We start from the raw sequence: 18,310 nt of genomic DNA on the forward strand, positions 1-18,310 counted from the left end.
TCCTACGGCTGATACGTCTGTTCAAACGTCGCAGTGATGCTGAACACCGATCCACCCAGATGGCTGTCGGTATAGGTGTCGCAGCCATACAGACCGGTGCCCAGCGGGCCCCGCCAGAAGAAGCTCTGGCCCACATGGCCATCCAGGAACGCAACGATCTCGTTGATCGTGCTGCGATTACCGACGAACTGCAGCTGGTAGCTGCGCAGGCGGGCATTGAGCCCATCCGGCGCGGCCTGTGCGTATCCATCGCCGAAGCGCGCGCGCTTGACGGTGGCAGTGGTGGTGCCAGTGCTCTGGCTGGTTGCTGCCCAGGTAAAGGTGTCGGTCATCGTGCTGCACTCCTGCTGAGGACACCGCCAGCCTTCATGTCACGCATCTGCAGGTCACGGTACTTGCGCTCCACGAACTGGCCGATCTCGTTGCCGAACTGCTGCAGCATGCTTTCGTTGCTGGTGACTTCCTTGCCACCGTTGTTGTCGATGCGGATGTTCACACCCACCCCGCCACCGCCGCCGGCACCGTGTGCCGCCACTCCCAGGCGGCCATCGGGCCCGCGCTGCAGCGGCATGATCGCTTCAGGCCCCGCTTCACCGAACACGCCGGCGCCCTTGGCGAATGCGAACAGCTGCGGGGTGTTGTAGATACCGCCGGAGTAGGCGGAGAGGCTGGGGGACCTGATCGCCCCGCCCTTGGCAAAACCGGCAATTGGTATCGACTCCTTCTGCACCGGACCCACGCTGCCGCCGAAGAGCATCTTGACGCCCCATACGATGGCTTGCTGTATCGCGATCTTCTTCAGATCTGCGATCAACGCCTTGGTAAGTTCATGGTGATTCGATTTTCCGGTAGCGACGAAGTTGTAGAGCGCCGTTCCTGCTGCATCGAATGCCTTGGTGAAGACACTCTGTGTCGTCGTTGCGGCGTCCTGCGCTTTTGCGGTGTAGGCCTCGAAGGCATCCAGGAATCCGTTCTCGATGCCTTGCTTACCTGTCTTTACCTTCCGCGAGTCCTCTTCCTTCTTGCCCTTCTCAGCACCGGCCTTCCCGGTTGCGGTTCCAGCCAGGTATCTGCTCCTGGCCGAAAGCCGTGTATCTACGAGGAAGCCACTGCGATGCTCGCCATCGGCGGACAATCGATCCAGATTGCGCGCAGTTGCGTCGGAGGCGACTTCACTTGGCATCCTGGTTTCCCGCTTGCCGCCTTCAGCGGCGATCTGCGCTTGGTCCAACGCGGCTTGCACCACCGCGAGAGTTCCGGCCAGCTTCCTCACCATGGTGTCGGCGAGGGAGATGCTGCTTTGAAGTACGCCGTTGAGCGCGGACTGCAGCACAGTGCTCTTCTGTACATACTGCTGCTGGAGCTGAGTCAGCGCATTGAACTCGGCCATGCTCCGCTTTGCCGCCTGTGCGGCAGAGTCCAGAATGGCACTGACCTCGACTGCGGCAGCCGAAGCGTTGAGCGTTGTATCGCTCATGAAATTCTCCTGGCATGAGGGCGGCCCCACCAGATGGCGGGGCCGCGAAGGGATCACCGGCATGAACCAGTGGCTGTCTGTAACTAGTGCTGCATGTGCTGCAAGGCCGCACGCTCGATGATGCGGATTCCCGCCATCACTTCATCGTACTTTTCAGGTATGAGTACCTCGCGCTGCAGCTCCTGGTAGACCACGTTGTAGTCCAGCCCGATCGGGCCACCCGCGCCAACGCGCCACTGGGTGGAGACCCGCGAAAAGATCTCGATGGGAAGCACGCACTCCGGCCACAGCGTTACCTGCGGTGGCGGAAAATGCCTTGCCTTCAGTCCGAGCTGAAGCAACTCGGACTCGGTGGGGGCCTGCCAGTACAGGGCCCCCACCGCCTCGATCAGTTTCCCTTGCGTGCGACCTGCAGAGCCTGGGTGTAGCCACCGATGATGGCGCCATCCAGGCCGGCCTGCTGCTGCAGGGCGAGTTCCACGCCTGCCGTATCCAGGGCCACGTCGGCATCCCAGTCGACGACGATGTCCAGGATCGCCTGTGCCACGCTCAGTTCCTCCTCGGCCAACCGCTCCAGCAGCTGCGCATAGTCGGCCACCGGCAGGTGCCGGTAGGTCAGGTTGAGCTTCTGCTCGCGACCGTGACCGACGATGGTCAGGGTGCTCTTGAAGCTCTCTGGCGCCTTTACCTGGAACATCAGGCGCCCTCGACCAGGATGGAGTCGGCCAGCGCGGTGAACGTCGCGGTGGTGCCCATCGGGGTGTTGGCGGCCATCGTCGGGTCGCCGTTGTAGCTCAGGTAACCGTACCAGTACAGCACGTCACCACCGACCAGCTTGGCGCGCAGGATCACCGGTTCGCCCTTGGCGTCGACGTTCTTCAGGGCCGAGTACCACGGCTTCTTCGGATCGTAGAACAGCGGCAGGGTGATGGTCTTGGCGTTCTTGAAGGTCGGCATCTGCACCTGGCGACCGGTCGGGTCCTCCAGCAGGGTGCCGCTCCAGTACTGCTGCTCGCCACCTGCGGTGGTCGGGTCGCCCTGCTGGTCCAGGTCGACGAAGGCACCGGCCTTGCGCAGCACGCCGGCACCGCTGGTGGCGGGGAACAGCACGTTGTCGGTGGTATCGATGCCCAGCAGTTCAACGCTGCCGGTGGCTTCGGCACCGGCGCGGGTAGCGCGGTTGTTCAGGGCCGGCCAACCCGGCAGCTCGATGACCACCACATCGCCGGTGTCGACGCTGTTGGCGGCGACGCTGGCCAGTGCCGGCGCAGCCTTGGAGATCGCGCTCGTGGCGATGGCGGTGGAGACGACCGGTGCGAAGCCGAACTGGGTGCCCTTGGGAAGCTTGAGTGCCATGTTGCATTTCCTCATGTGGATTGAAAAAGACGAAGCCCGGCGCGTGCCGGGCTTCAGGTGGTACGTGGAGCAGTGGAACTACGGGTTGGCGTACCACAGCCCGAAATCGAGCCGTGCGCCGTACTTCCTGAGTGCCGGTTCATGCACGGCAATGGCGGCGCCAAAGGATTCAGACTTCGGCAGACCCGCGCAGACCTGATCTTCGATGTCACGGATCAGGGTGTTGGCCTGGGCACGGGTGTCTGCCCAGACGGTCAGCTGCACGCGAGCGTGCTTCTGGTCGGGGATGGACCCTTCGTTGAACCACAGCGCCTGCCCACCCACCTGCTGGTAGACCGCGCAGGGATAGGTGACTCGGTCCGGTGGAACATCCGGGTACAGGCGCCCCTGCAGCATTCCGCCAAGCAGTTGCTGCAACTTCGGTTCGTAACTCATCGCAGTGTCCTCGCTCAGGCGGTTGCAGCCAGCTGTTCGGTGAACAGCACGGCGGTGTGTCGCGTGCCAAGGTCGGGCACCACACCGGTAATATCGAACGTGTGGCCGTCGTGCACGATGCGCATTCCGATGCCAATGCCGGCTCGCTGCGCCGGCGCCAGGCGCACCTGGAAGCGCTGGCGGCGAATCGCTGCGGACAGCCCGCTGTCCAGCTTCACCCGCTGCACCGTGTCGGCACGTTCAAGAGGAATTGCCGCCCACAGATCGGCAACGCTCACCCACGCATCCAGAGGTTGGCCCCAGGCATCGACGCGCCCATCCTGGCGCTCGATGCGGATGCGACGGTTGAAGTGACCGGCGTTCATGGGGTCGCCGCCAGTCGGTAGGGATCGAGCAGTGCGGCGACGCCAAACGGCAGCTCCATCGCGATGGCGGCAGCACCGACCGGTACATCCAAGGCGTGCGTGGAAATCACCACCGCTTCCCGATGCGCATACAGATGGCCCAATAGCAGGCGCACCGCAGCGCGGATGCTGTCGTTGGCCGGCAGGCCCTGCAGCAGCTGTGCGCTGCGTTCGGTGGCCACGGCCAGGCGACGATCAGCGACGTCACGCATGGCCTTGGCCTTGACCGCGTTGGTCTCGGCATTGGCGGCGGCGACCGCGGCTTCATGCCCGGTCACCGCCGCCGCCATGTCCTGCGGCAACTGGTCCAGCGCCAGATCCAGTGCCGCCTGGTCGGCAAACAGCGCCCGCCGCAGGTAGGCCGACGCCGCGTCGGTCGCCGCGGCCAGCAGGTCGTCCAGAATGGCGTCGTCGTAGTCGCCGTCGATACGGCAGTGCATGCGGCACTGCTCAAGTGTCAGCAGGGGCATCGAATCCTCCTTCGTTGATGGATGTTGGATGCCCCGACCCTGCGCACGCGGCTACGCCGCACGCTGTCATCAAGGACGGTGCGAGAAGGGCAGGGTCGGGGCGGAAACAGAAACGGCCCCACCAGGACTGGCAGGGCCGCAAATACGATGACAAGGTGCCGACGGGCGGCGTAAACGCAAAAAGCCCCCGGCGGTCGCCAGAGGCTTGTATGTCATCGTGGTTGAAAAGATACGCCTGAGGTGTGCACCCGTCAATCCGTAAACCGTCACCAGTCTGGTGACTTTTCCGGGCCCTGCGCCGGTGCAGTCACAGAGGCGAGCGGTGGTCTGGATAGAATGGTGCGGCACCGCTTCCGCGGCGCTTTCCCAGCCGGATTTCTGCATGTCTTCCCGTTCCGAACGTTTCCTCGATCCACGCACCGAGCAGGGTGTGCTGCGGCTGTCCATCGCCGCCTCGCTGCTGCTGGCCGCCGCCGCAGTGGTATTCGGCCTGCTGGCCAATTCGTCGCTGATCATCTTCGATGGCATCTACGGCCTGATCGACGTGGTGATGACGTGGCTGTCGCTGCTGGTCGCGCGGCTGATCGCGCTGTCCACCCAGACCGACGCAGTGCAGTCGCGTTTGAACCAGCGCTTCACCATGGGCTTCTGGCATCTGGAACCGATCGTGCTGGGAGTCAGTGGCACGCTGATGATCGGTGCGGCGTTGTACGCACTGGTCAATGCGGTCGATGCGCTGATGTCGGGTGGGCGACAGATCGCGCTTGGCCCCGCAATCATCTTCGCGGCACTGTCGATCGTGGCTGAAAGCGCGCTGGCCTGGTTCGTGCTGCGTGCGAACCAGCGCATCGGTTCGGAGTTCATCGCACTGGATGCGAAGAACTGGGTGATCGCCGCGAGCATGTCGGCCTGCTATCTGCTGGCCTTCCTCGGTGGCGTGCTGGTGCGTGGCACGTCGCTGGCGTGGGTCGGGCCGTACATCGATCCGGCCATCCTCGCCTTCGTCTGCGTGCTGGTGATGATCGCGCCATTGGGCACGGTGCGGCGCGCGTTGGCCGGCATCCTGCTGGTTACCCCGCCCGAACTGCAGGCGCATGTGGATGCGGTGGCGCGGGCGATTGTTGCAAAGCACGGTTTCGTCGAGCACCGCAGTTACGTGGCGCAAGTGGGCCGTGGCGAGCAGATCGAGCTGTTCTTCGTGGTGCGTGAGGACGATCCGCCGCGGCCCCTGCTGGAGTGGGATCACCTGCGTGACGAGATCGGCGATGCGCTGGGCGAATCGTCGCCGGACCGCTGGCTGACCATCATGTTCACCACCGACCGGGAATGGACGATCTAGGCCGGCAGGACGTTCAATCAAATTTTTCGGATTTATTGCAACCAACGGTGTGCAGAATCCGGGCAAAGTAAGCTCCAACGCACTACCCACCCACTGACCAGGAGCATCCCGATGTCCATCGAAAAGGTTCTGTACACCGCCCAGGCCACCTCCACCGGCGGCCGTGAAGGCCGTTCCGTCTCGTCCGACAACGTGCTGGACATCCAGCTGTCGACCCCGCGCGAGCTGGGCGGCGCTGGCGGCCCGGGCACCAACCCGGAACAGCTGTTTGCTGCCGGCTATTCGGCCTGCTTCCTGGGCGCACTGAAGTTCGTCGCCGGCCAAGCCAAGGTCGCGCTGCCGGCCGACACCACCGTGACCGGCAAGGTCGGCATCGGCCAGATCCCAACCGGTTTCGGCATCGAAGCCGAGCTGACCATCAACGTGCCGGGCGTGCCGCGCGAGCAGGTGGAAGAACTGGTGCAGAAGGCACACATCGTCTGCCCATACTCCAACGCGACCCGCGGCAACATCGACGTGACGCTGATCGTTGCCTGATGCGGTGATGCCGGCCAGCGGCCGGCACTACCAAGCGGCTGGGCAAAAAAATGGGCGGATGCCGGTCGAAACCGGGCATCCGCCCATCCCACCTTCGTTGTCCCGCAAGGGGGCATGAGGCTGCCGGCCAGCGGCCGGCATTACCAGGTCACTTTTCGTTCGTGATGAGCTGCACGACGCTGGAGAAATCCAGCTTGCCGCGGCCGGCCTGGTGGTTCATCGAGTACAGGTTGCGGGCCACTTCGCCCAGCGGGATCGAGGCGCCGACGCTCATCGCCGCCTCCACCGCCAAGCCCATGTCCTTCAGCATCAGATCGCTGCCGAAGCCGCCGCTGTAACCGCGCGACGCCGGCGCGTTTTCCAGCACGCCCGGCCACGGGTTGCACACTTCGGTGGCCCAGCTGCGGCCGGTGCTGACCGCCATCATCTGCGACAGCACCTTCGGGTCCAGCCCGTGCGCCACGCCCAGGGCGATGGCTTCGCCGGTGACAGCCATGATCACGCCCAGCGCCATGTTGTTGCACAGCTTGGCCACCTGGCCGGCGCCACTGGCGCCCACATGGAAGATGTTCTTGCCCATCGCCTGCAGCACCGGGCGGGCGCGTTCAAGCGCGTCCTCTTCGCCACCGACGATGAAGGTCAGCGTGCCGGCCTGTGCGCCGGCAGTGCCACCGGACACCGGTGCGTCGATCATCTGCAGGCCACGTGCGGCGGCCGCTTCGGAAACCTTGCGCGCGCTGGCCGGGGCAATCGTGCTGCAGTCGATGACCAGCGCACCGGCGGGAATCGCGGCAAGGATGCCGTCATCACCCAGGTACACGCCTTCAACATGGCGGCTGGCCGGCAGCATCGAGATCACCACCTCGGCCTCGGCCAGGGTCTCGCGTGCCGATGCCGCTGCGCTGGCACCCGCGTCGACCGCCGCCTGCACCGCGGCAGGCACCAGATCGAACACACGTACGGTGTGGCCGTTCTTGACCAGATTGGCGGCCATCGGGCCACCCATGTTGCCCAACCCAATGAATGCAACGCGGCTCATGCAAGGCTCCTTTCAGCGACAGGGGTACCCAGGTCGGCCAGCGGATGCGCGGCATCGGCCCAGGGAGAAGCGAAGAACGTATCGGCCCATGCGCGGTCGGCATCGGCCAGCGTGGCCGGGTTCCACGAGGGATTGCGGTCCTTGTCGATCAGCAGCGCGCGGATGCCTTCAGCAAAATCACCATGCGCAGCGCAATGCAGGGCGGTGATGTATTCCAGCCGGTACACGCTGGCCAGATCCTGGCCGGCGCTGCGGCGCTGCAGTTCGAAGGCCAGCCGTGCCGAACCCGGTGCACCGGCGGCAAGGGTCTTCTGTGCGGCCTGCAGCCACGCATCATCGGTCTGCAGGGTACTGATGCGTTCGACGATGGCGGCCAGGTCATCGCCTGCACACAGCGCATCGACCCGCGTAGCATTGGCCAGCAGCGGGCCGGTAGCCGCATCGCTGGCAAACGACAGCAGCAGCTGTGACAGGCGCTCGTGGTTGCGTGCGGCATCGGTCGACCACGCGACCTGCAGCAGCGCGTCGAACACCGCACTGCGGCGTTCCTCGGCCACATGCACGTCGGCCAGGCCGGCATAGATCGCATCGCCCGGGTTGAGCAGCGCACCGGTCAGGGCAAGGAACAGGCCACCGTTGCCCGGCACGCGCGGCAGCAGCCAGCTGCCACCCACGTCAGGGAACAGGCCCACGGTGATTTCCGGGAAGGCCAGCTTGGAACGCTCGCTGACCACGCGGTGGCTGGCGCCGGACATCAGGCCGATGCCGCCGCCCATCACGATGCCGTGGCCCCAGCACAGGATCGGCTTGGCGTAGGTATGGATCAGGTAGTCGACGCGGTACTCGACGTCGAAGAACTCGGCGGCGTAGTCATTCCTGCGGATATCGTTTTGGCCGGCGTCGCGGTAGGCACGCATGCTCTGGTACAGGCTGTGCAGGTCACCGCCGGCGCAGAACGCCTTCTCACCGGCGCCCTGCAGCACCACCATGGCGATGCCGTCGTCGTCGGCCCAGGCATTCAACTGCTTCAGCAGCAGGTGCGCCATCGGCAGCGAGAAGCCATTGAGCGTGCGCGGTGCGTTGAGCGTGGCGATGCCGATGCGCGTGCCGTTGCCGGCCACGCGCTCTTCGAACAGCACCGGTGCTTGCTCGGCAACGGTGTCGGTGGTCATGCGTTCTTCCACTGCGCGGCGCGCTTTTCAAGGAAGGCACTCACGCCCTCGACCTGGTCGGCGGTGTCGAACAGATCGACGAAGGCCTCGCGCTCGGCCACCAGCGCCGACGCATGGGTGCCGGTGCGGGTGGACTGCACCAACGTCTTGCAGGCGGCAATGCTGGTCGGGCTCTGCTTGCCGGCCTTCTTCGCCCATTCCAGTGCCAGCGCCTTGGCTTCGCCCTTGCCGACCTTTTCTTCGGCAAGACCAATCCGCACGGCGGTTTCGGCGTTGATGCGATCGCCGAGCAGGATCATGCGCTTGGCCCAACCCTCGCCGACCAGGCGCGGCAGGTTCTGGGTGCCACCGGCGCACGGCAGCAGGCCGACGGTGGCCTCCGGCAGCGCAACCTGGGCGTGGTCTTCGATGATGCGCAGGTCGCAGGCCAGCGCGCACTCCAGGCCGCCGCCCATGGCGTAGCCGTTGATCGCAGCGATCGATACACCACGGAATGCGGACAGCGCCTCGAAGGCTTCGCCGAAACGGCGTGCCGCTTCGCGTGCGGCAGCCTTGTCGCCGGAAGCGAACTGGTTGAGGTCGGCCCCCGCGGAGAAGAACTTCTCGCCATCACCGGTGATCACCAGCGCGTAGATGTCGCGGTCTGCATTGAGTGCGCCCACCAGGTCGCGCAGCGCCGACAGGCTGTGCACGGTCCAGGTATGCGCCGGCGGGTTGTTCAGGGTGACCACGGCGGTGTGGCCATCGGCCTCGACCTTCAGGCCCACGTGCTCCTGGGTACGCCAATCCTTCATCGCAGTTCCTCTTCGGTGTTGAGCAGGTGACGGGCAACGATCACCCGCATGATCTCGTTGGTGCCTTCCAGGATCTGGTGCACGCGGCTGTCGCGCAGCAGGCGTTCGATCGGATATTCGCGGATGTAGCCGTAGCCCCCGTGGATCTGCAGGGCTTCGTTGCAGATGGTGAAGCCGGCATCGGTGGCGAAACGCTTGGCCATCGCGCACCACACGTTGGCATCGCTGGCACCGGCATCGAGCTTGCGCGCAGCGGTATGCACCATCTGCCGCGCGGCAACCAGCTCGATGGCCATGTCGGCCAGCTTGAACTGCAGCGCCTGGAATTCGGACAACGCCTTGCCGAACTGGCGGCGCTCGCCCATGTAGCGGCGTGCGGCATCCAGCGCGCCCTGCGCAGCACCCAGCGAGCACGCGGCGATATTGATGCGGCCACCATCGAGCCCCTTCATCGCCAGCTTGAAGCCGCCGCCTTCCTCTCCCAGAAGGTGGCTGACCGGTACGCGGACGTTTTCGAAGGTGATGCCGCGGGTGGGCTGGCTGTTCCAGCCCATCTTCTCTTCCTTGCGGCCATAGCTGATGCCCGGCAGGTCGGCCGGCACCGCGATCGCGCTGACCCCGCCTGCACCGGCACCGCCGGTACGTGCCATCACCACCAGCAGCTCGGTGGCACCGGCGCCGGAGATGAAGGCCTTGGAGCCATTCAACACGTAGAAATCGCCATCGCGCACGGCGGTGGTCTTCAGCGAGGCCGCGTCCGAACCGGCGCCCGGCTCGGTCAAGCAGTACGAGGCCAGTTTGCTGCCAGAAGACAGGTCATTGCCCCACGCGTCGCGCAGCGCCGGCTGGCCCCACTTGGAGACCATCCACGAGGCCATGTTGTGGATGCTGATATAGGCCGCGGTCGACGGGTCGACGTTGGCGAGCTCCTCGATGACGACGGCGGCGTCCAGTCGGCTCAGGCCGCTGCCGCCCACTTCCGGGTCCATGTACAGACCGCAGAAGCCCAGTTCACCGGCCTTGGCGATCGCCTCGCGCGGAAAGATGCCCTCCGCATCCCATCGCGCGGCGTGCGGCGCCAGTTCGGCCTGTGCGAAGTCACGCGCCGCTTCGCGGTACGCCTGCTGCGCTTCTTCCTGTTCCGTCGTCATCGAGTGGCTCATGGCTGCTCCCTGCGGTTACTTCAGGCTGATCGTGGTGTTGACGCCATGGCTCAGCGTCTCGTCGTCGAACCAGCGCGCGGTGACGGTCTTGGTCTGCGTGTAGAACAGCACCACCTGCTTGCCGTACGGACCCAGGTCGCCCAGCTTGGAAGCACGCGAACCGGTGAACGAGAACAGCGGCACCGGCACCGGGATCGGCACGTTGATGCCGACCTGGCCGACGTCGATGTCTTCCTGGAACCGGCGTGCTGCGGCGCCGGACTGGGTGAACAGCGCGGTGCCGTTGCCGTTCGGGTTGCTGTTGACCATGGCGATGGCCTCATCCAGCGTTTCCGCTTCGAGGATGACCAGCACCGGCCCGAAGATTTCTTCCTGGTAGATGCGCATGTCGGTGGTAACACCGGCAAAGATGGTCGGGCCAACGAAATTGCCCTTCTCGAAACCATCGACCTGCGGCTTGCGGCCATCCAGCACCAGCTTGGCACCCTGCTCCACGCCCGAAGCGATCAGGCCTTCGACGCGATCACGGGCGCTGCAGGAAATGACCGGGCCGACGTCGGTGCCGGCGACCGTGCCACCGCTGACCTTCAGGGTCTTGGCCTTTTCGACCAGGTCCTGCACCCAACCGCGCGCTTCACCGACCAGCACCAGGGTGGAGGCGGCCATGCAGCGCTGGCCCGCCGCACCGAAGGCCGCGCCGACCATCGCATTGAGGGTCTGCTCCTTGTTGGCGTCCGGCAGCACCACGGCGTGGTTCTTTGCGCCCATCATGCACTGCACGCGCTTGCCGGCCAGCGAGGCGCGGTTGTACACGTGGGTACCGACGCGGGTGGAACCGACGAACGATACCGCCTTGATGTCCGGGTGGTCGCAGATGGCGTTGACCACTTCCTCGCCACCGTGGACCACGTTCAGCACGCCCTTGGGAATGCCCGCTTCCAGCGCCAGTTCGACCAGGCGCATGGTGACCATCGGGTCCTGCTCGGACGGCTTGAGGATGAAGGTGTTGCCGGTGGCAATGGCCATCGGGAACATCCACAGCGGAATCATCGCCGGGAAGTTGAACGGGGTGATGCCTGCGCACACGCCCAGCGGCTGCATGATCGAGTAGGTGTCCACGCCGTTGGCCACGTTGTTGGCCAGTTCGCCCAGCTGCAGGTTGCCGATGGCGGCCGCGTGCTCGACCACTTCCAGGCCGCGGAACACATCGCCTTCGGCATCCGGCAGGGTCTTGCCCTGTTCGGCGGTGAGGATGTGCGCCAGCTCGCTCATGTTTTCGCGGATCAGCTGCTGGTACTTCAGGAAGATGCGCGCGCGGGTACCGATCGGGGTCTTGCGCCAGGTCTTGAAGGCTTCCTTGGCGGCAGCCACGGCGGCATCGACTTCACCCGTGGTGGCGAACGGCACCTGGGCCAGCACGTCCTGGGTGGCCGGGTTGATCACGTCCTGCCAGTGGGAGGTGGCCGATTCAACGAACTGGCCATCGATCAGCATGCGGATACGGGGCGCTGCAACAGTCATGACGACAATCCACGGGGTGCGAAAGATGCTTGGCATTATTCACAGGCCACGCCTCGATTTCCGGCCTGAATCCGCTTAATCTGGCCAATGCCCGCCACGATTCCTGTTAATCCTGTGAATTATTCAGCCCCCCAGCGCCAGCTCGGCCTGCGTCTGCTGCGCCTGCGCGAGCAGCGCGGCTACAGCCAGGCCGACCTTGCCCGCGCCCTGGGGCTGTCGGCCAGCTACCTGAACCAGATCGAGCGCAACAAGCGTCCGCTGACGCCCGCGGTGCAGAAGAAGCTGGGCGAGGTGTTGGGCGATGTTTCCACCCTGTTCGACGACGATGAGCCCGCCGCGCTGCAGGAGTCGCTGGGCGAGACCCTGCGCGATCTGGGCCTGGCCGACGTCAGCGCCACCGAACTGCGCGCGCTGGCCGGCAACCTGCCGCAGGTCAGCCGCGCGCTGCTGGACCTGCATCGCCGCCACCTGGCGCTGCGCGAGCATGCCGCCGCGCTGGAGTTCCAGTTGGGCGAGCCGGGCGCGGGCAGCACGTTGCCGGCCGGCGACCAGGTGCGCGAGTTCTTCAACCGCATGCACAACCACATCCCCGAGCTGGACGAACTGGCCGAGCAGCTGTTCGCCGAATGGGGGCTGGCGCCGGGGCACGTGGCACCACGGCTGCGCCAGCTGCTGGCCGACCGCCATGGGGTGCTGGTGGAAGTGGCCGCGCTGCAGGCCGGGCGCGAGAAGCGCCAGTACGATGCCGGCAGCCGTACGCTGTGGCTGCCCGACTACCTGGAGCCGGGCCAGCAGGCGTTCCAGATGGCGGTCGAGCTGGCGCTGCGCGGCTACCTGCCGCAGATCGATGCGGTGATCGCGCGCACCGGCTTCACCGACGAGGCCCGCATCGCACAGGCGCGTATCGGCCTGTCCAACTATTTCGCCGGTGCGCTGGTGATGCCGTACATGCGCTTCCTGCGCGCGGCCGAGGCCAGTGGCTATGACATCGAGCTGCTGGCGCATCAGTTCGGCGTGGGATTCGAGGCGGTCTGCCATCGGTTGAGTACGCTGGCACGCCGCAGTGCGCCGGGGCTGCCGTTCTTCTTCATCCGCGTGGACCGCGCCGGCAATGTGTCCAAGCGCCACTCGGCCACCGATTTCCACTTCTCGCAGGTGGGTGGTTCGTGCCCGTTGTGGATCGTCTACGAGGCCTTCAACCAGCCCGGACGCATCCTCACCCAGACCGCGCGCATGCCCGATGGCCGCCGCCATTTCTGGCTGGCACGGCAGGTCAGCAGCGGCCCGGTCGGCCACGGCCAGCCACGCAAGACCTTCGCGGTGGCACTGGGGTGTGACCTGCAGCATGCGGATCGGCTGGTGTATTCGCTGGGGCTGGACGTGCAGAGCCCGGGCAATTCGGTGTCGATCGGGCCGGGTTGCCGGGTGTGCCCGCGCGAGGACTGCATGCAGCGCGCGTTTACCCAGTTGCCGGGGCGGTAGGGTTGGTTCGGCAGGGCTGCGCCCTGCACCTGCTTCAATCCAAGGCAACAGCAAAAGCAACAGCGGGCATTCCGTGGGATGGCGGGGTGGCATGGCCTGCTTTTGGTGGGTGTCGACCTTGGTCGACACGGTAGATCCACGCCATGCGTGGATGCTCTTCGACGAATTGTCGAAATATTCGATTTCGATGGGGATTCATCCACGCATGGCGTGGATCTACTAAACCTTCCGCGCGTAGGCTGCATCCCATTGCATTGCCTGCCCTGGAGATGCCCCATGTGCCTGTTGCGTTCTTGCCTGGCCTTGCTGCTCGCTGCTGTCGCTGCACCGGCATGGGCGACCTTTTCCATTGCCGCCTGCAACGAAGCCGGCGACTGCGGGGTGGCTGTCGCCACGCACAATCTCGCCGTCGGCGGTGTCGGCGTGCCGTGGGCGCAGGCGAAGGTCGGCGCGGTCGCCAGCCAGTTCGAAACCAACCCGACCTACGGCTCGAAGGGGCTGGCGCTGCTGGCCGAAGGTCGCACGCCGGCACAGGTGCTCAAGCAGTTGCTGGACGAGGATGGCGACTTCGATGGCACCACCATCGCCGAGCGCCAGGTCGGGCTGGTCAGTGCGCGAGGCGGCAACGCGCAGTACACCGGCGCGACCGCGCAGCGGGCCGATTGGGCAGGTGCCGTTGGCGAGGGCAAGGTGAGCGTGCAAGGCAACGGACTGGCCGGGCCGGACGTGCTGGCGGCGATGCAACGCGCGTTTACGACCACCCACGGTGCGCTTGCCGCGCGCCTGCTGGCAGCGCTGGAAGCGGGACAAGCGGCGGGTGGACAACGCAGCGGGCAATGGTCAGCGGCATTGCTGGTGCGCACGCCTGGCGGCGACTGGCAGGACACCGACCTGCGCGTGGATGCCGATCCGCGTGCCGTGGCGCGCCTGCGCGAGCTGTACGACATGCGGCTTTCGAATGAAGCGATCATCCGCGCCGAGCAGCAGTGGGAACAGGGCGAGGTGGCCGGCGCACGTGCGTCGCTGGCCACCTCGCTGGCGCTGGCACATGGCTGGGACCGGACATGGGCACGCGCGGCGCGGCTGGCGATGTCGCAGGGTGAAACCGCATTGGCCCGCGAATACCTGGCGGGATTGCGCGCGCTCAACCCGGGATGGGTGAAGCAGGAATTGGCCTTGCCGTTGTATGCGCCATTGCGCGGCGATGCAGTGGTCGAGGCGTGGCGATAGCCAACGGTAGCGCCGCGCCATACCCGGCGAGCGCAGCGGCACACCGCGATCAATAGATCGGCGTCACCTTCATCTGTGGCAACGGCCGTGGCGAGCCGTCGGTGAGGTCCGGGCCAAGGTCATCCCAGCTGCGGCCCTGTTCCACCATCAGCCCCCACAGCTGCTGCGACGCCAGCCGCTTGTCTTCCGAACCCAGCTTGTACGACGGCGGTGGCGGCGTGCCGGTGGCCACCATCGCATAGGCCCCGCGATAGGCCAGCACCTGCTGCGCCGGATCGTCGGTGCGCGATATTTCCAGCGTGTAGCGCTGGTAAGCCGAGGCCAGGTTGCGCCAACGGATCCAGTAATGGTTCTCGAACGAGAACGAACAGAAGCGTGCACCGGCCAGGCTGCCCTTGTCGGCGATGCGGGTCAGCACCTCCTGTGGCATGTCCAGGTTCATGCCACCCTCGTCGCCCTGCAGGCTCACATGCACGATGCGGTCGCGATACCCCGGCGCACGCGCCTGCAGCAGGTCGCGCCAGTTCTGCATGGTGGCCACCACCGCGAACAGGAAGCGGCCCAGCTCACCGGCCGCCAGCGGCGTGGCGATGGACTGGTAGTGCCGTTGCCATCCATGCCGGTTCTCGGTAGGCAGGAACACCGCGCGTTCCAGCGCCTGGCGGCTGTCGCTCTCGCGCACCACCGGCTCGGGACGTTGCGGATAGACCAGGTTGATGGCGAAGGTCGGCCAGCGCGGCAGTGCGGCATCGAACAGGTGGATCGGGAAGTTGCTGCTGATGCCGCCGTCGGAGAACCAGCACACCCGGAACGCGGTGATCACCGGACCACAGCCCTGGCCCGCGCTGGTCAGCCCTTCCATGCTGTCGGCCACGTTGTGTCCGGCCTCTCCTGCAGCCGTCGACGTCGGCTCGCAGCGACGTTCGCGACGCGAGGGCTCATGCAGCGGCACCGCGCTGATCAGCAGCGGGAAGCTGAGGCTCATGCGCGTGGCCACCAGTACCGGCAGCGACGCGCCCTGCGGCAGATGGTAGTAGTTGCGGCCTTCAACCTCGCGCGGTGGACCGGCGCGGTCGACCATCCACTGCACCACACTGGCCGGGAACAGCTGCTCGAACTCCTCGCGCAGGAACCAGAACTGCGCCCCGCCCAACGGCAGCGTGCGCGGTTCGTTGTGCGATACGCAGGTGGTGATCATCTGCAGGGTGATCGCATGCGGGCTATCCGGTTCGCCTGCATAGCGCGGCGCGTCGTGCAGATCGGCGAAGGTCAGCGGTGCATCCATCGGCTTGCCCGACAGCTGCTGCAGGCTTTCATGCAGCCATTCGGTCAGCGCCGGCTTGCCTGCATCCCGGCTAAGCCCGCTGCACAGGCCCAGCAGGTTGCGCCGCGCCACCCGGGCCACCCTTAGCGCAGCGGCGGCCACGCCTGCGCCGTAGGCACACAGCAGCGACGGCAGCAGGGTCGCCGCCACGCCGCTCCAGCCACCGCCCCACCAGCCCAGGCCGAGCAGCAGTGCCAACGACACCAGCACTTCCAGCGGCGCGATCTGGAACACCGCGATGGCCAGGCACAGCAGCTTGCGTGGCCAGCCGGCGTTGCCGGTCAGCACCACCAGCAACCGATACGCAGCGCGCGCGCCGGCGGCGGGCTGGAACAGGCTGTAGATGAATCCACGCCGCGACAGCTGCGCCGACACCGCCGACAGGCCGCCATAGCCGGCGTCGCCAGGCAGCTGTTCGCCCCGTTGCTGGTGGCGGTCGCCATATGCCGCAGCGGCGGCCACGGCAGCGGCGATCGCACCGGCCGAAGTGCCGCCGATGCTCTTGAAACGGTATTCGCGGGCCAGTGCGAGCACCGCGTTGGGATACACGATGCCGCTGGTGATGCCGCCTTTCATGACCAGATCGCAGTACTTCGCCGCCACGAGCCACCTCCCGTCTGTCGGTGCCCAGTATGGCAAGAGGCACTCTCACAGCCTGAGAAACGCGCCACAGCCCTGCGTTTTCATCGGCCCTTGACCATTGCCGCCAACGCGTCCACCGTGGGCACGCCGAAGGTATCCCTGCCGTGGCTTCGATGGCGGCAGGGATTTAAACGGGAATCCGGTGAAGGCGCCTTGCGCGCCCATTCCGGAGCTGCCCCGCAGCGGTGAATGGAAACGAATCCTGCCAACAGCACTGGGCTCGCGCCTGGGAAGCGGCAGGTAGTAGGTGGGCCAGCCGGCCCGTGTCCATCAGCCCGAATACCGGCCCCGGCCGGGGGACACGACCGTCCCCTGACTCGACCTGGAATCTCCGCGGGGAGGTTGCCGGGGCCGTCGTCGTCCTGCGCGTGCAGGCGATGTGGCCGCGCGCGTCCTGTTCACGGTTTCCGTCCAGACCTGCTGCCCACGCCCAGATGCACCCGACGATGACCGAGCTCCAACGCCCCACCCTGACCCTTCCCGACAACGGCCAGCGCCTGTTGCTGCACTCGTGCTGTGCGCCATGCTCGGGCGAAGTGATGGAGGCGATCACCGCCTCCGGGATCGACTACGCGATCTTCTTCTACAACCCCAACATCCATCCGGTGAAGGAGTACGAGCTGCGCAAGCAGGAGAACATCCGCTTCGCCGAACAGCACGGCATCCCCTTCATCGACTGCGACTACGACACCGACAACTGGTTCAGCCGTGCGCGTGGCATGGAGAACGAACCCGAGCGTGGCATCCGCTGCACCATGTGCTTCGACATGCGCTTCGAGCGCACCGCGCTGTACGCGCACGAGCACGGCTACGACACCATCAGCTCCTCGCTGGGCATCTCGCGCTGGAAGAACATGGCGCAGATCAACGACTGTGGTGTGCGCGCCGCCTCGCGCTACGAGGGCCTGCAGTACTGGGACTACAACTGGCGCAAGGGCGGCGGTGCCAGCCGCATGATCGAGATCAGCAAGCGCGAGCAGTTCTACCAGCAGGAGTACTGTGGCTGCGTCTACTCGCTGCGCGATGCCAACCGCCATCGTCGCGAGAACGGCCGCGAGCGCATCAGGATCGGCCTGCTGTATTACGGGCAGGACAACGACACCGCCAGCGGCGATTGACGTGCGCGCGATGGGCGGCCACGCTGGCCGCCCATCTTCCGTTGTGCTGGACCTGCCATGACCGCCCTGCCCGCTGATGTCGCCCTGCTGGTGATCGACCTGCAGCCGGACTTCATGCCCGGTGGCGCCCTCGCCTGCGAACAGGGCGATGCGCTGGTGGCACCGATCAACGCGCTGCTGGCCGAGCGCCGCTACCGCACCGTGGTGGCCACCCAGGACTGGCACCCGGCCAACCACGCCTCGTTCGCCAGCCAGCACCCGGGCCATCTGCCTTTTGAAGCCATCCTGCTGCATGCACAGCCGCAGACCCTGTGGCCGGACCACTGCGTGCAGGGCAGCACCGGCGCCGCCCTGCACCCCGGCGTGGACTGGACCGTGGCCGACCTGATCCTGCGCAAGGGCAGCCGCCAGCAGGTGGATTCCTACAGTGCCTTCCGCGAGAACCACGGCCCGGACGGCACGCGCCCGGCCACCGGGCTGGCCGGCTGGCTGCACGAACGCGGCATCCGCGAGGTGCACGTGTGCGGGCTGGCCCGCGACTACTGCGTGCTGTGGAGCGCGCAGGACGCGGTGAAGTCGGGTTTCCGGGTGAAATTCCTGTGGGAGCTGACCCGGCCGGTGACCAAGGCCAATGACGGCATGGTGCGCGAAGCCCTGGCGAAGGCGAGGATCGCGATCCTGTAGGCAGCGTGTCGCCTCTGCCGCTTGTGCGCCTGATTCGCCCCCTGCAGAATCGAGCCCATCCAGCCCTCCAAGTACGCCCCCCAACAGATCGCGGGACGGCCGAACCGAGGGCTTTTTCATTGG

The 18,310-nt window shown here is 66.1% G+C and carries 20 protein-coding genes and 1 riboswitch; of the genes, 6 read left to right on the forward strand and 14 right to left on the reverse strand.

What is annotated here, in order from left to right; genetic code table 11:
- Positions 1 to 2 precede the first annotated feature (2 nt).
- The 8 genes from ABIA73_RS05370 to ABIA73_RS05405 form a co-directional block, all read right to left on the reverse strand.
- Positions 3 to 332, reverse strand: coding sequence for a phage tail protein (locus ABIA73_RS05370; RefSeq protein ID WP_025875719.1), 330 nt, complete (start codon positions 330 to 332; stop codon positions 3 to 5).
- Positions 329 to 1,477, reverse strand: coding sequence for a phage tail tape measure protein (locus tag ABIA73_RS05375; RefSeq protein WP_354275522.1), 1,149 nt, complete (start codon positions 1,475 to 1,477; stop codon positions 329 to 331). The genes ABIA73_RS05370 and ABIA73_RS05375 overlap by 4 nt, the downstream gene beginning before the upstream one ends.
- A gap of 83 nt (positions 1,478 to 1,560) precedes the next feature.
- Complete coding sequence (locus tag ABIA73_RS05380; protein ID WP_309909331.1) at positions 1,561 to 1,818, reverse strand: DUF1799 domain-containing protein; 258 nt, start codon at positions 1,816 to 1,818, stop codon at positions 1,561 to 1,563.
- Positions 1,819 to 1,865: 47 nt separating this feature from the next.
- Positions 1,866 to 2,174 carry a phage tail assembly chaperone gene (locus ABIA73_RS05385; RefSeq protein ID WP_025875726.1) on the reverse strand — a complete coding sequence of 103 codons (309 nt, stop codon included), beginning with the start codon at positions 2,172 to 2,174 and terminating at the stop codon, positions 1,866 to 1,868.
- Complete coding sequence (locus ABIA73_RS05390) at positions 2,174 to 2,833, reverse strand: phage tail protein (protein WP_025875728.1); 660 nt, start codon at positions 2,831 to 2,833, stop codon at positions 2,174 to 2,176. Before ABIA73_RS05390 ends, ABIA73_RS05385 begins: the two co-directional genes overlap by 1 nt.
- 78 nt (positions 2,834 to 2,911) lie before the next feature.
- The gene (gene gp17, locus ABIA73_RS05395; RefSeq protein ID WP_080150364.1) at positions 2,912 to 3,268 is read right to left on the reverse strand and encodes a tail completion protein gp17; all 357 of its coding nucleotides are present in this window, start codon (positions 3,266 to 3,268) and stop codon (positions 2,912 to 2,914) included.
- 14 nt (positions 3,269 to 3,282) lie between these two features.
- Positions 3,283 to 3,633 (reverse strand): head-tail adaptor protein, encoded by a 351-nt coding sequence (locus ABIA73_RS05400; protein WP_080150362.1) that lies wholly within the window; start codon positions 3,631 to 3,633, stop codon positions 3,283 to 3,285.
- Positions 3,630 to 4,142, reverse strand: coding sequence for a head-tail connector protein (locus ABIA73_RS05405; protein WP_354275523.1), 513 nt, complete (start codon positions 4,140 to 4,142; stop codon positions 3,630 to 3,632). Before ABIA73_RS05405 ends, ABIA73_RS05400 begins: the two co-directional genes overlap by 4 nt.
- A 382-nt stretch (positions 4,143 to 4,524) precedes the next feature.
- Here ABIA73_RS05405 and ABIA73_RS05410 point away from each other — a divergent pair, with 382 nt between their 5' ends.
- Complete coding sequence (locus ABIA73_RS05410) at positions 4,525 to 5,481, forward strand: cation diffusion facilitator family transporter (protein ID WP_025875736.1); 957 nt, start codon at positions 4,525 to 4,527, stop codon at positions 5,479 to 5,481.
- 111 nt (positions 5,482 to 5,592) lie between these two features.
- The gene (locus tag ABIA73_RS05415) at positions 5,593 to 6,018 is read left to right on the forward strand and encodes an organic hydroperoxide resistance protein (protein ID WP_004153735.1); all 426 of its coding nucleotides are present in this window, start codon (positions 5,593 to 5,595) and stop codon (positions 6,016 to 6,018) included.
- A 148-nt stretch (positions 6,019 to 6,166) separates the two neighbouring features.
- On the opposite strand, the gene mmsB is transcribed toward ABIA73_RS05415, so the two are convergent.
- Genes mmsB through ABIA73_RS05440 form a run of 5 tightly spaced genes read right to left on the reverse strand, consistent with a single transcriptional unit; the run spans position 6,167 to position 11,707 of the window.
- Positions 6,167 to 7,057 carry a 3-hydroxyisobutyrate dehydrogenase gene (gene mmsB, locus ABIA73_RS05420; protein WP_279208007.1) on the reverse strand — a complete coding sequence of 297 codons (891 nt, stop codon included), beginning with the start codon at positions 7,055 to 7,057 and terminating at the stop codon, positions 6,167 to 6,169.
- Positions 7,054 to 8,229: an enoyl-CoA hydratase/isomerase family protein gene (locus tag ABIA73_RS05425; RefSeq protein ID WP_025875742.1), complete on the reverse strand. Its 1,176-nt coding sequence runs from the start codon at positions 8,227 to 8,229 to the stop codon at positions 7,054 to 7,056. Before ABIA73_RS05425 ends, mmsB begins: the two co-directional genes overlap by 4 nt.
- Positions 8,226 to 9,023 (reverse strand): enoyl-CoA hydratase, encoded by a 798-nt coding sequence (locus tag ABIA73_RS05430; RefSeq protein WP_263929826.1) that lies wholly within the window; start codon positions 9,021 to 9,023, stop codon positions 8,226 to 8,228. Before ABIA73_RS05430 ends, ABIA73_RS05425 begins: the two co-directional genes overlap by 4 nt.
- Positions 9,020 to 10,186 (reverse strand): acyl-CoA dehydrogenase family protein, encoded by a 1,167-nt coding sequence (locus tag ABIA73_RS05435; protein ID WP_025875746.1) that lies wholly within the window; start codon positions 10,184 to 10,186, stop codon positions 9,020 to 9,022. The genes ABIA73_RS05430 and ABIA73_RS05435 overlap by 4 nt, the downstream gene beginning before the upstream one ends.
- A 15-nt stretch (positions 10,187 to 10,201) precedes the next feature.
- A complete protein-coding gene (locus ABIA73_RS05440) occupies positions 10,202 to 11,707 on the reverse strand; it encodes a CoA-acylating methylmalonate-semialdehyde dehydrogenase (protein ID WP_025875748.1) in 1,506 nt (501 codons plus the stop codon).
- Positions 11,708 to 11,794: 87 nt separating this feature from the next.
- On the opposite strand from ABIA73_RS05440, the gene ABIA73_RS05445 reads away from it, so the two are divergent.
- Together ABIA73_RS05445 and ABIA73_RS05450 are read left to right on the forward strand one after the other, a co-directional pair.
- A complete protein-coding gene (locus ABIA73_RS05445; RefSeq protein WP_177177078.1) occupies positions 11,795 to 13,189 on the forward strand; it encodes a helix-turn-helix domain-containing protein in 1,395 nt (464 codons plus the stop codon).
- Between the two features lie 276 nt (positions 13,190 to 13,465).
- Positions 13,466 to 14,419, forward strand: coding sequence for a DUF1028 domain-containing protein (locus tag ABIA73_RS05450; protein WP_354275524.1), 954 nt, complete (start codon positions 13,466 to 13,468; stop codon positions 14,417 to 14,419).
- Between the two features lie 49 nt (positions 14,420 to 14,468).
- Here the strand turns inward: ABIA73_RS05450 and ABIA73_RS05455 are convergent, their stop codons facing one another.
- Positions 14,469 to 16,346: a patatin-like phospholipase family protein gene (locus tag ABIA73_RS05455; RefSeq protein ID WP_354275525.1), complete on the reverse strand. Its 1,878-nt coding sequence runs from the start codon at positions 16,344 to 16,346 to the stop codon at positions 14,469 to 14,471.
- 127 nt (positions 16,347 to 16,473) lie between these two features.
- Positions 16,474 to 16,690, forward strand: a riboswitch (cobalamin riboswitch).
- 141 nt (positions 16,691 to 16,831) lie between these two features.
- Between ABIA73_RS05455 and ABIA73_RS05460 the strand changes: the two genes are divergently transcribed.
- Positions 16,832 to 17,503, forward strand: coding sequence for an epoxyqueuosine reductase QueH (locus tag ABIA73_RS05460; RefSeq protein ID WP_025875757.1), 672 nt, complete (start codon positions 16,832 to 16,834; stop codon positions 17,501 to 17,503).
- Positions 17,504 to 17,560: 57 nt separating this feature from the next.
- Positions 17,561 to 18,187 (forward strand): bifunctional nicotinamidase/pyrazinamidase, encoded by a 627-nt coding sequence (gene pncA, locus ABIA73_RS05465; RefSeq protein ID WP_218788402.1) that lies wholly within the window; start codon positions 17,561 to 17,563, stop codon positions 18,185 to 18,187.
- Positions 18,188 to 18,310: the final 123 nt, after the last annotated feature.

The sequence above is a fragment of the Stenotrophomonas sp. 2694 genome, assembly GCF_040548715.1.
GTDB lineage: Bacteria > Pseudomonadota > Gammaproteobacteria > Xanthomonadales > Xanthomonadaceae > Stenotrophomonas > Stenotrophomonas indicatrix.

Bases quoted from the DNA above. Each gene is read 5' to 3' on its own strand.
- ABIA73_RS05375 (WP_354275522.1), bottom strand. From the start codon at position 1,477: ATGAGCGATACAACGCTCAACGCTTCGGCTGCCGCAGTCGAGGTCAGT.
- ABIA73_RS05425 (WP_025875742.1), bottom strand. From the start codon at position 8,229: ATGACCACCGACACCGTTGCCGAGCAAGCACCGGTGCTGTTCGAAGAG.
- ABIA73_RS05385 (WP_025875726.1), bottom strand. From the start codon at position 2,174: ATGTTCCAGGTAAAGGCGCCAGAGAGCTTCAAGAGCACCCTGACCATC.
- ABIA73_RS05450 (WP_354275524.1), top strand. From the start codon at position 13,466: ATGTGCCTGTTGCGTTCTTGCCTGGCCTTGCTGCTCGCTGCTGTCGCT.
- gp17 (WP_080150364.1), bottom strand. From the start codon at position 3,268: ATGAGTTACGAACCGAAGTTGCAGCAACTGCTTGGCGGAATGCTGCAG.
- ABIA73_RS05440 (WP_025875748.1), bottom strand. From the start codon at position 11,707: ATGACTGTTGCAGCGCCCCGTATCCGCATGCTGATCGATGGCCAGTTC.
- ABIA73_RS05400 (WP_080150362.1), bottom strand. From the start codon at position 3,633: ATGAACGCCGGTCACTTCAACCGTCGCATCCGCATCGAGCGCCAGGAT.
- ABIA73_RS05390 (WP_025875728.1), bottom strand. From the start codon at position 2,833: ATGGCACTCAAGCTTCCCAAGGGCACCCAGTTCGGCTTCGCACCGGTC.
- ABIA73_RS05435 (WP_025875746.1), bottom strand. From the start codon at position 10,186: ATGAGCCACTCGATGACGACGGAACAGGAAGAAGCGCAGCAGGCGTAC.
- mmsB (WP_279208007.1), bottom strand. From the start codon at position 7,057: ATGAGCCGCGTTGCATTCATTGGGTTGGGCAACATGGGTGGCCCGATG.
- ABIA73_RS05405 (WP_354275523.1), bottom strand. From the start codon at position 4,142: ATGCCCCTGCTGACACTTGAGCAGTGCCGCATGCACTGCCGTATCGAC.
- ABIA73_RS05430 (WP_263929826.1), bottom strand. From the start codon at position 9,023: ATGAAGGATTGGCGTACCCAGGAGCACGTGGGCCTGAAGGTCGAGGCC.
- ABIA73_RS05445 (WP_177177078.1), top strand. From the start codon at position 11,795: ATGCCCGCCACGATTCCTGTTAATCCTGTGAATTATTCAGCCCCCCAG.
- ABIA73_RS05415 (WP_004153735.1), top strand. From the start codon at position 5,593: ATGTCCATCGAAAAGGTTCTGTACACCGCCCAGGCCACCTCCACCGGC.
- ABIA73_RS05460 (WP_025875757.1), top strand. From the start codon at position 16,832: ATGACCGAGCTCCAACGCCCCACCCTGACCCTTCCCGACAACGGCCAG.
- pncA (WP_218788402.1), top strand. From the start codon at position 17,561: ATGACCGCCCTGCCCGCTGATGTCGCCCTGCTGGTGATCGACCTGCAG.
- ABIA73_RS05370 (WP_025875719.1), bottom strand. From the start codon at position 332: ATGACCGACACCTTTACCTGGGCAGCAACCAGCCAGAGCACTGGCACC.
- ABIA73_RS05410 (WP_025875736.1), top strand. From the start codon at position 4,525: ATGTCTTCCCGTTCCGAACGTTTCCTCGATCCACGCACCGAGCAGGGT.